The sequence below is a fragment of the Mycobacterium persicum genome (assembly GCF_002086915.1).
GTDB lineage: Bacteria > Actinomycetota > Actinomycetes > Mycobacteriales > Mycobacteriaceae > Mycobacterium > Mycobacterium persicum.
The window spans coordinates 1,729,517-1,740,014 of record NZ_MWQA01000001.1 but is presented as its reverse complement, the minus strand read 5'-3'; the positions used below and the strand labels follow the sequence as shown (position 1 = coordinate 1,740,014).

Genomic DNA, 10,498 nt, shown 5'->3' with positions numbered 1-10,498 from the left:
CCCCGACCGCGTCAGTTTCACTGCCGCACTGAGCATCACGCGTCAATCCGTCGCCCAGCAGGGCGCTTTTCCCCCCGGACCACCCCGAAACGCCTGACCGGCACTGGCGCGCCTTCCTGCGCCGACTGCTCGACCGCCTCAACCCGGCCCGACGCCACCGCGCAGCACCCCGGGTGGTCAAACGCAAAATGTCCAAGTGGCACGTCAAACGCGCCGACTACGCCCACTGGCTCCAACCCGAGCATTCACCAAACATCACCATCCACCGTCTTAACTGAACGGTATTGGGGTTAATGCTCGTCAAAATGGTGGATCGTCGGGCACTGGGGGTACCGGCGGTGGTCGCCAGTCCGGTGGGAGTTCCTCGGATTCCCGGGGATCATTCACCCAGGTGCAAAACGGGCTGGTGCTCGGTTCGCCCTTGAAGAGAAGCAGCATGTCGCGCATGTGGTTTCGAAACTTGCGTGCTTCGATCTCCGCTTTCCGCGCCTGCCGCAACTCTTGTTCGGCGGTGTTGACGCGGCGTTGAACGTGATTGCGGTTGTGTGCTCGCGCGATCCGCGCGGCGCCGGATCCGAGAACAACTTGGCACCCGCGGGTACCGTTCGTTATGTCTTGCCGGTCGGCGATATCCAGATCACGACGCCGTCGGGCAGCTGCTCGTCGCGCCATCCGGCGATGCCGCCGCGAAATGTCTTTAGCCGTTCGGTAATGTTTTCGGCACAGACACTTGAGATTGGTCGCAAATCCGTAAGCTACCCCCACAGGTGGGGCATTAAGCTCACCGGTTCCACTCCACCAGCTTCATCCGCACGTCGACACCTGGTCCTAGCTTCTGCTTGAGACCCTGCATAAAACCCCACTGACGCACCGCCTGGTCGGCCAAACGCCGACATAGCCGCTCCACTGCGTCGACCGGCTGGCTTTCGTAGTCGATATCACCGCGCGCCTCCAAGGTGTCCGTCGCGGAAGCGACGGTACCTCGTTTTCTAGCAGCAGCACCGCGAGCTGACGCTTGTCCACCAGTACCACCCACCGCATCTGTGCAGGCAGTTTGGGGAGCGTCGTTTCGTCCCTGGCTGCGTACGTCATGTGCGTTCCTGCCTAAGTTCCTTCAGTCCCACGCGGATGCCAGCCCGACCGCGCTCCCGATGCCCGGTACGCGCCTGGTGCTGGCAACAGTTGGTGTCAAGCGATTACCGGTATATCGGCCACGTCTCTAAATATGCGTCAATTGCTCGTTCGATTTTCAACCCATAATCATTCGGAACCCAATCAGGTCCAAAGGTCTTCATCAAGGCGTCGGAAAGCACGTCGATAACAGCGTCGCTCTGTTCGTTGGTCGGCTTCTCTGTGCGCCGAAGCTCGTCGAAGAGAGCGGGATTACGATTCTCTAATTCTTGCGCGATCACGGGACGGTGCTCCGGTGAAATAGCATCGAGAACGTTGCTCACGGATTTCTCCATCCAGCCCGGCTGTTCGCCCAGGCGGTTACCACTTGGCCATCTTTGTTTAGGACCACTGTTGCGTCTTTCCCAACGTAGACGTAAGCGCCTCTACCAAGCTCGTCTACTTTAAACTGGGGCGGCCCAACAGGATTCGCAACAGCATCTTGCATTGCATTGCATTGCCTTGTCGCTGACGCCATGACCGCCGTCGCGTCCGGCGATCCTTCCTGCTCCATGATCGGTGATTCCGTTGATTCTGTTAGGCGGTGGGAATGGCGGTGTTTCCTGTGCTGGAGGGACTGGCTCTTGGCTTGACGGCGTACCCGGTTGGTTTGGCGGGGGCTCGGAACCGGCTGTACCCGGCCGCGTGGGGCCAGGGCGGGTTCGCCCTCTATGGGTATGCCTAAGTCGTTTAAGCGTGCCCGGATTGCGGTTTGGCGTTGAAGGAGAGGACCGCGCGAGGCAATGCAGGCGTTGTATTGGGCCGGCGGCAGCGGCCCGACGTTTTCGACGCCGCATTGGGTGTTCCACGCCCGTATTCCAGCGTTAACTTGGGCCCATTCTGCGAGCGCCTGCTCGGCGCTCATGTCTTTAGGGTCGACCGGCATGGGTGGCGGGGTCGGGTCACGCGGTAGGGGCAAAGATGGTGCCGCCGGGGCCGGTACTGGCCCTGGCGGGCCGAAGCCCAGCATTTGGACAGCGCTGTTGCCAGTCCTGGGTGTGGTATCTGACGGCGCGGTCCTGGTGGGACCGGGGTCGAGTGTGACGGGTGCGGGGGTGGGGGGCGATGACTGCGCGGCCGGGGATTGGCGCGCGTGCGGGGATTGCGTCTGCGGCGGATCGGTGCAGGGCAGGTGTTGCGGTGCGTGCTCGTGCCGCACTTGGCCGGGATCGGCAAACTGCGTCGCTGGGGGTTCGGCGGTCGGCGGCGACGGGTGGGGTTGGACGTGTGCTAGCGGGGTTGCCGCGGCAGTAGCGGCCGGTGCGCTGATCGCGGTCGCGGCCGTCGAGACCGCGCCCGTGCTGACCGGGGCCGCCATGGTGGCGATCCCCGAACTCAGCCGGGCAGCCAGCGAGGACAGCCAGCCGCCGCCGGTACCAGCCCCGGCCCCGCCACCGCCGCTGCCGCCGAAGGCGGGCAGGGGGCCGGCACCTGGCGGCAGCGGCACCGGCGGCGCGATGCCCGCTAGCGCGCCGGCCGCTGGTGGGGCTTGCCACGGTGGTGCTGCTGCTGAGGCCGCGGCCTGTGGTGATATGTGCCGCATCAGCGGGCTAGCGCCGGTCAAGGCATCGAGCAGCGATGATGCTGAGGGGGCTGGCGGTGATGGCGGCACCGTCGGATTCGGCGTGTGGGTGGTGGTGATGGCGGCGACGGCCTGGATGTGGCCGCGCACCGCGCCTTCGCCGCCCAGCTCACCGGCGGAGCGCGCCACGTAGGTGGCGGTCTGCACTTCCTGGCCGGTGAAACGGGTCACCTGGACACGCAGATCGGCGGAGATGGCCTGGGCGGTGGGCTGCCGGGCGTACCAGCCGATCGAGCCCGGCCGACTCGCTGGAGGCTTAGCCTGGATCCGTGGATGGGCCGGTGATTTGATCGGCGTGTGAACAACGAAAATGCCTTCTGAGCTGGGACAATACGAGTGTCTACGTCGATGTTGTCCAGAGTTCGGGAAGGCATTTTCGGTGCACTCATCCTATACGTTCACCGCCGCGTCGGCAGTATTTGACGAGCAGAATCTGCTGTCGTCGGCCGGGTTGGTTCCAGTGCTGGAACTGGCTGGGCAGACTGGTCTTTCGCGGTTGATCGACAAGCACGTGGACCTGCTCTCAACCCGGGTGAAGTCCGGGGCGGTCAACCCGGTCGGCAAGCTGACCTCGATCATCGCCGCGATGATGTGCGGTGCCGACAGCATCGACGACGCGGACGTACTGCGCGCCGGCGGCACACCGCGGGTGTTCGACGAGGTATATGCGCCCTCGACATTGGGCATCTTCCTGCGCGAGTTCACCTTCGGGCACGCCAACCAACTCGCCGCGGTAGCCCGCGAACATCTGGCGGCGCTGGCAGCCCGGGCGCCGCTACTGCCGGGGGCAGAAGAGCTCGTGTATGTGGACATCGACTCGCTGCTGCGCCCGGTCTATGGGCACCACAAGCAAGGTGCCTCGTTCGGGCACGCCAAAATCGCCAGCCGCGCGCTGCTGCGTTTGGGCCTGTCGCCGCAGATAACCACCATCTCCACCGCCCAGGCTGCACCCGTCATCGCCGAAGCGCGGCTCCGCAGCGGCAAGGCCGCCTCCGGGCGCGCGGCCGCCTCCCAAATCAAGCAGGCCATCCACACCGCCCGCGACTGTCGAGCCGCCAACATCCTGGTGCGCGGCGACTCGGCGTTTGGCACCAAGAAAATGATGAGCACCTGCGTGGCCGAGGGCGCCCAGTTCTCCCTGTCGGTAAGCCGCAACAAGCGCATCACCGCCGCGATCGAGGCCATCGACGAGGCCGCCTACACTCCCGTGCACTATCCGGGCGCGGTGAGCGACCCCGACACTGGCGAGTTGATCTCTGATGCCCAGGTCGCCGAAACGCCCTACACCGTGCACCTGGGCCGCGGCCGCACGCTGACCGTGCGGCTGGTGGTGCGCCGCGTCAAAGACGCCCGCTACCCCGATGCGTTGTTTCCGGTGTGGCGTTATCACCCGTTCGTGACCAACTCCGAGTTGCCCACCGCCGAGGCCGACATCACCCACCGCCGCCACGCCATCATCGAGACCACCTTCGCTGATCTGATCGACGGCCCACTGGCTCATGCACCTTCAGGGCTTTTTGCAGCGAACTGTGCCTGGTTGGCCTGCGCGGTGATCGCACATAACCTGTTGCGCGCCGCGGGCACTCTCGCCGGCGGTCACCACACCGTGGCCCGTGGTGCCACCATGCGCCGCGACTTGGTCAACGTGCCCGCCCGCTTCGCCGCCCCCGCCCGCAAACCGATGCTGCACCTACCTGCTTACTGGCCCCGGCGAACCGGATGGAAACAACTGTGGGACAACGTCATCAGCTAACCGACCGCCCAGCCCCGCGCCGCCTGACCCCACGACCAGACCCTGTCCACCCGCCATCCCAGGCCCGGCCCCAGGAACCTCGCTGCCCACGCCCGAAAGTTGGTTACGCGGGCCCAAACCTCCGGGGGTGTCCTGCGTCGACGCCGGGTCAGTTCAGGTGCGGCGCCGCGGACAAGTGCGCTGCGCAGTGGCGACGGCTTGGGCGGAGCGTGTTGCCCAGTGGGGAAAGGTCGGATAAGTCGGAAACTCTTGCGGGTGCGCGCAAATATTTTGACGAAACCGGTGTCAAGCAGTCGATGCCCGGAGCGCATGCAACATGGTGATCAGTGGCGCGTCCGACACCACATCGGTATGTCCGGCGGTCATCGCAGCCCGTGCGGCGGCCTCGGAATGATCCTCGAGCCTGGGGTAGTCGCCGGTGGCGTGGGCGCGTAGCGGGCTGATGCGCAACGCGATGCCGGTGAGTTCCCGCAGCTCCGGGGTGTCGTTCTCGGACCACGCGGACAGCGGCAGGCTCCCGGCGCGCACCTCGCCCTGATGTCCGTCGACGGTGATCTGCTTGCCGTCCAGGCTCGCGGCTACGCCGTGGCCGCAGCCGACCACGGCAACCCGGCCGAGCTCGCGGCTGACGACGGCCGCGTGGCTGGCCGCGCCGCCGACCTCGGTGACAATGCCCTGCGCGGCCAGCATGCCCAGCACGTCTTCGGGCCTGGTGTGGTCGCGCACCAGGATGACCGGCTCGCCCCGGTCGGCAGCGTCCAGCGCCGCATCCACGTCGGTGTAGGCGATTCCGGTGGCCACGCCCGGACAGGCGGGCAGGCCCTTGGCTAAAAGTGTTGCGGCCAAACGTGTTTCGGGCTGCAGAGCCGGCCGCAACAGGGCTTCCACATGCGTGGGGGCTATTCGGCGCAGTGTCTGGGCGTCGTCGATGAGACCTTCGTGTCGCAGTTGCAGAGCCAGCCGCACCGCGGCCTGCGCCGACCGCTCGGCAGACCGTGTCTGCAACAGCCAGAGCTTGCCGTTTTCGACGGTGAACTCGATTTCCGGGACGTCTGAGGTCAGTCGCTCCAGACATCGGGCGGCCGCGATCAGCTCGTCAAAGGCAGCCGGTAGCCGGTCGCGCAGGGCCGCAATCGGCTCGACGTCCACCACTCCCGAGACCACGTCGTCGCCCTGACCGCCGGGCAGCCAGTCGCCGAACGGTTCGTTGGCGCCGGTGATGGGGTTGCGGGAGGAGAGCACCCCGGCGCCCGAGTCGGCCGTCTGGTTGCCGAACACCATGGCCTGCACGACCACCGCGGTACCACCCTGGTCGTCTCGGCCGTAGTGCTCGCGGTAGGCCTTGGCCCGCGGAGAATTCCAGGAAGCGAAGACGGCCCCGACGCCGGCGCGCAACTGCTCGTATGGATCCTCGGCGGGGTCGCGGCCCGTCACTCGCCGATACATGCGGATGAACCGCCGGCGGGTGTCAGCGGCGAAATCAGCGGTGCCGGCCGCGGCCAGGGCCTGCTCGACGGCGTCGTTGAGGCCCAGGTCCAGGATCGTGTCCATCATCCCGGGCATCGACTGGGTGGCCCCCGAGCGCACGCTGACCAGCAACGGACACGGCCCGCGGCCGAATGTGCGCGCGGTCTCCGCCTCCAGCCAGCGCATCCGCTGCAGCACGTCGTCCCAAATCGCGTCCATGGTCGGCCCGGGGTCGGCCAGGTACCGTACGCCCACTTCGGTGGTGATGCAGAACGCGGGCGGTACCGGCAGCGAGTGGCGGCGCATCACGTCGATGCCGTGGCCCTTGTTTCCCAGAACCTCGCGGGAATGATCCGTTTGTCCATCCAGCAAGACCACCGGGTCTTTCCGGATGCCTTCGAGGGGATCTTCGAGGGGATCACCGCCTCGTGGGATACCAGCCATTGATGCACCCCCTCGTGGTCGGGCAAGCCTGAAGCGGTTGCGGGCTAACGTCGGAACGTCCGCAATGTTTCCACACCGATCACCGGAACCGGCGGCTCGCCGCAGCTGTCGGGAGCGGGGCCGGATGATCTAATTTTGACGGTATGACTCCGTATGACGCCGGGTTGCTGATCCTGCGGCTGGTGCTGGGCCTGACACTGGCCGCGCACGGCTTGAACAAGTTCTTCGGTGGCGGCCGGATACCGGGCACCGCACGCTGGTTCGAGAGCATCGGCATGAAGCCCGGGAAGTTTCACGCGACGGTGGCCGCCAGCACCGAGACGGCCGCCGGACTGGGGTTGGCCGCGGGTCTGCTCACTCCCATCCCGGCCGCGGGTTTCGTGTCGCTCATGCTGGTCGCGGCATGGACCGTGCACCGGCCCAACGGCTTCTTCATCGTCAAGGAGGGCTGGGAATACAACCTGGTGCTGGCGGTCAGCGCCATCGTCATCGCCACCCTTGGCGCGGGAAAGCTCAGCCTGGACTGGGTGATCTTCGGAAAGAACTGGTTCGACGGGTGGCCCGGCCTGCTGATCTCACTCGGACTCGGCCTCGCCGGCGCCATCGGGCAGTTGCTGATCTTCTACCGGCCGCCGGTCCAACAAACCGGGTAGCGCATATCGGGCACGCGACCGGGCGGGTCCGCCGACTATCACCGGCCGTTGTTGCCGTGCTGGCCGAGCAGCTGGCCGCCGGCGCCACCGGTGGCGAACAGCCTGCCAACCGCCGCCGCTGAGCCGCCGGTCCCGCCGGCACCGCCGATCCCGAACAATCCCGCCGGCCCACCGTTACCGCCCGGCATGCCGGGCGCGCCCGAGCCGCCGGAGGCGGGTGCCGCGGTCAACGTAACGCTGTCCTCGGCGCGACGAGTCCGTTCGATGCCGGATCAATATAGGCTGTCCGGGTGGTTCCGCACTGGCGGGTAGGACCGCTGACGCTGCCGGTACACGGCGTGTTCGTCGGGCTGGGTGTGCTGGTGGCCACGGTAGTTTTTTTCGCCGAAGCCCGCCGCCGCGGTGCGGTGAATGACCAATCGCTGGTGGCGGTGACAGGAGCTCTGGTCGGCGGGGCAATCGGCATGCGGCTGTCCGGGTGGGCGGAACATATCGATGTCCGGCTCAACCCGACCTTGTTGCAGGCCTGGGAATTTGGGTCGCGCAGCATCCTGGGTGGCCTCGTGGGCGCCTACGTCGGCGTGCTGATCGCCAAGCGGATCGGCGGCTTCCGCGGCAAAACCGGCGATCTGTTCGCCCCGGCGGTCGCATTGGGAATGGCTGTCGGTCGCGTCGGCTGTCACCTCACCGAAGCTCCCGGCCGGCCGACCGGCCTGCCGTGGGGTGTGCACGCCCCTGCCGCCACGCCGAAATGCCCGGGTTGCCTCATTGGCGCCGCGATGCATCCGTCGTTCCTTTACGAGATCGGTTTTCAGCTGGCCGCGTTCGCCGTTCTGCTATGGCTGCGCAATAAGCTCACCCAACCCGGTGAGCTGTTCGTCCTCTACGTCGCGGGTTATGCGGTGTTCCGGTTCTTCGTCGAGTTCGTCCGGGCCAACGAAACCGTGTGGCTGGGTTTGACACGGCCCCAATGGTTTTTGCTGCCCTCGGTTGTTCTCATCGCCGTACGGCTAGGCTACGGGTACCGGCGTGGCCACTATGAGCCACTGCTGCACAGGCAGGCACTGCCAGCATGACAAACCCACCACCGGGTTGGCCTCCGCCGGGCCATCCCTACGACCCGAACCAGCCCTACCCCGGCTGGCCTCCGCCACCCGGCAGGTCCGGTGGGGAGATCTTCGGGGCGGTCGTGGTCGGTGTATTCCTTTATTTCGGAATCAATCTGGTGGTCGGATTCATGGTGGTTGCGGGCCTTGCCCAAGCCGTCTCGTCCCATGCCGCTCTGGTGACGGGAGCTATTGTCCTGGGGCTGATCGCCTTTGGCGGCGGTGGCGTACTGGTGGTGCTGCGAAACCCTTGGGCGAGGGGAATTGGGATGGGGTTGATGATCGGTTGGGCGATCACGTCGATCGTCACGGTCGGCTTCTGCACGGGCTTGAATCCGACGCTGTACGGATCTGCCGGATGACCGGCATGGGATTGCGGGGCGACAGCATTCATCGCTACGTCAACGCGTTCTGCCCGCGCTGTCACGACCAGGAACCGGATCGTCCGTTGAGTGATGTCGCCCGGCTTAGCGGCTGGCTGGCCGTGCGCGACGGGCTGGTCTGGCTGGAGCGCGGCTGCCGCTCCCACGGCCTGGTCCGAACCCTCTACGACGAAGATCCGGAAATCCTTTCCTACCTTGAAGAATGGACGGCTCCGACAAAGGCTCACGTCCCCGATACGCCGGTCAACTTCGACCCGATTCCGTCGGCGTATCTGCGTGGTCTGCCGCAGATGCAGACCCAGCACACCTGCATCCTGCTGGAGGACATCGCCGAGACGTGCAACCTGCGCTGCCCGACCTGCTTTGCCGATTCATCGCCGGACCTACGTCATGTCGTGGCGATCGGCGACGTGCTGGCCAACGTCGACCAGCGTCTCGAGCGCGAGAACGGGCGCCTCGATGTGCTGATGCTCAGCGGCGGCGAACCCAGCCTGCATCCGCAATTACCGGAGTTGTTGGCCGAACTGAGTGCGCGGCCTATCACGCGAATATTGCTCAACACCAACGGAATCCGAGTAGCCCAGGACGACGGATTACTCGACGTGCTCACCGAGCACCGCGAGCGCGCCGAGGTGTACCTGCAATACGACGGGCTCTCGCAGGCCGCACATCGATACCATCGAGGCGGGGATCTTCGTCGGATCAAGCAAGACGCGTTGCGCCGGCTGTCGGAACGGGAGATCTTCACCACCTTGGTGATGACGGCCACTCTGGGCGTCAACGACCACGAGATCGGCGACGTGGTTCGGCTTGCCCTACAAACACCCTATGTGGGCGGGGTCTGCATTCAACCCCAGTTCGGTTCGGGGCGTTCGGGATTCATCGACGCCGACAATCGGCTCACGCACACCGGTGTGCTCAGGAGGCTGGGGCCACAGACCGACGATCTGGTCACGTGGCGGGATCTGACCGCGCTACCGTGCTCACACCCGCATTGTTGTTCGGTGGGGTACCTGCTGCGCGACGACGGCGGGCGGTGGCGCTCACTGGTGGCCTTGATCGGTCACGACAACCTCAAAGACAAGCTGGGCCTGGTCGCAAACCGTATCGCCGACAGGGATATTCCCCGCGAGTTGCGGCTGGCGGTGCGTGAATCGCTGCTGGCGTTGCTGTCGGAACAGTCGTCGTTGTCGCACCCGCAGATGTCCGACGTGTGGCGTCTGATCTGCCAGAATTGCGACCTGGGCATGGCAACCCTGCTGACCCTGGCCTCCAGCGCGCTGCCCGGGCGACGGCGCCAGCTGCGGCGGCTGCTGGGGGAGCGGGTGCTGCGTATCACCGTCAAACCGTTCATGGATATGTCGACGATGATCGAAGAGCGGCTGGTGCAGTGCTGCGTGCATGTCGGCACGCGGTCGTCACAGGATCAGTGCGCACCGTTCTGCGCGGTGCAGGCCTGGCCGGCGCTCGGCCGGCAGCGGCTATCGGTGGCTGCCGAGCGGCTGCTGCCGGTGGTGTGATGATTCCGGCAGCGGCGAGTTCGTCGCCGGTAGGCGACCGCAGCTAGGCTGCCGGGTCGCACGCCCGGCGGCTACTGCCGCCCGTTATTGCCGTCAAGTCCGAACAACTGCCCGCCTTTGCCGCCGGATGCTCAGGTGCGTTGATTCGGGCGCAGTTGGCGTGTTGAAGGCCGAGCATCAGGCGATCGTGCGGGATGTGTTGGCCGCCGACGACTTCTGGGGCGGGGTCGGGTCGGTGGCCTGCCAGGAGTTCATCACTGCGTTGGGCCGCGACTTCCAGGTGATCTACGAACAGGCCAACGCCCCACGACCAAAAGGTGCAAGCCGCCGGTTCCAACATGGCCCAAACCGACTCCGCCGTCGGCTCCGGTCGGGCCGAACCTACAGCCCCGCGCCCGCCCACCGAGAAAAGCAGTCGGA

The 10,498-nt window shown here is 66.0% G+C and carries 9 protein-coding genes and 3 pseudogenes; 7 read left to right on the top strand and 5 right to left on the bottom strand.

The annotated features are described in order from the left end of the window. Window positions 1-300: 300 nt before the first annotated feature. From B4U45_RS29025 to B4U45_RS07690, 3 genes and pseudogenes are all read right to left on the bottom strand, one after another. A pseudogene (locus B4U45_RS29025) lies at window positions 301-744 on the bottom strand (HNH endonuclease signature motif containing protein); the annotation flags it as partial. A gap of 37 nt (window positions 745-781) precedes the next feature. Next, window positions 782-1,092: pseudogene (locus B4U45_RS07695) on the bottom strand (hypothetical protein). Between the two features lie 104 nt (window positions 1,093-1,196). Then, window positions 1,197-1,454, bottom strand: a complete 258-nt coding sequence (locus tag B4U45_RS07690) for a hypothetical protein (RefSeq protein ID WP_089024984.1) — start codon at window positions 1,452-1,454, stop codon at window positions 1,197-1,199. 1,343 nt (window positions 1,455-2,797) lie between these two features. Here B4U45_RS07690 and B4U45_RS07685 point away from each other — a divergent pair. Together B4U45_RS07685 and B4U45_RS07680 are read left to right on the top strand one after the other, a co-directional pair. After that, the gene (locus B4U45_RS07685; protein WP_158006342.1) at window positions 2,798-3,037 is read left to right on the top strand and encodes a hypothetical protein; all 240 of its coding nucleotides are present in this window, start codon (window positions 2,798-2,800) and stop codon (window positions 3,035-3,037) included. Window positions 3,038-3,131: 94 nt separating this feature from the next. After that, the gene (locus tag B4U45_RS07680) at window positions 3,132-4,505 is read left to right on the top strand and encodes an IS1380 family transposase (RefSeq protein ID WP_075547343.1); all 1,374 of its coding nucleotides are present in this window, start codon (window positions 3,132-3,134) and stop codon (window positions 4,503-4,505) included. A 285-nt stretch (window positions 4,506-4,790) separates the two neighbouring features. Here the strand turns inward: B4U45_RS07680 and B4U45_RS07675 are convergent, their stop codons facing one another. Beyond that, window positions 4,791-6,350, bottom strand: coding sequence for a pyruvate, phosphate dikinase (locus B4U45_RS07675; protein WP_075547390.1), 1,560 nt, complete (start codon window positions 6,348-6,350; stop codon window positions 4,791-4,793). 209 nt (window positions 6,351-6,559) lie between these two features. On the opposite strand from B4U45_RS07675, the gene B4U45_RS07670 reads away from it, so the two are divergent. Continuing rightward, window positions 6,560-7,069, top strand: coding sequence for a DoxX family protein (locus B4U45_RS07670; protein WP_075547344.1), 510 nt, complete (start codon window positions 6,560-6,562; stop codon window positions 7,067-7,069). Between the two features lie 38 nt (window positions 7,070-7,107). Here the strand turns inward: B4U45_RS07670 and B4U45_RS29810 are convergent, their stop codons facing one another. Further along, the gene (locus B4U45_RS29810) at window positions 7,108-7,299 is read right to left on the bottom strand and encodes a hypothetical protein (RefSeq protein WP_075547345.1); all 192 of its coding nucleotides are present in this window, start codon (window positions 7,297-7,299) and stop codon (window positions 7,108-7,110) included. A 60-nt stretch (window positions 7,300-7,359) separates the two neighbouring features. Between B4U45_RS29810 and B4U45_RS07660 the strand changes: the two genes are divergently transcribed. From B4U45_RS07660 to B4U45_RS07645, 4 genes and pseudogenes are all read left to right on the top strand, one after another. Then, complete coding sequence (locus B4U45_RS07660; RefSeq protein ID WP_075547346.1) at window positions 7,360-8,145, top strand: prolipoprotein diacylglyceryl transferase; 786 nt, start codon at window positions 7,360-7,362, stop codon at window positions 8,143-8,145. Beyond that, window positions 8,142-8,537: a hypothetical protein gene (locus B4U45_RS29015; RefSeq protein ID WP_075547347.1), complete on the top strand. Its 396-nt coding sequence runs from the start codon at window positions 8,142-8,144 to the stop codon at window positions 8,535-8,537. Before B4U45_RS07660 ends, B4U45_RS29015 begins: the two co-directional genes overlap by 4 nt. 5 nt (window positions 8,538-8,542) lie before the next feature. After that, window positions 8,543-10,078: a radical SAM protein gene (locus B4U45_RS07650; protein ID WP_075547391.1), complete on the top strand. Its 1,536-nt coding sequence runs from the start codon at window positions 8,543-8,545 to the stop codon at window positions 10,076-10,078. Window positions 10,079-10,185: 107 nt separating this feature from the next. Next, window positions 10,186-10,455: pseudogene (locus tag B4U45_RS07645) on the top strand (WXG100 family type VII secretion target); the annotation flags it as partial. Window positions 10,456-10,498 lie beyond the last annotated feature (43 nt).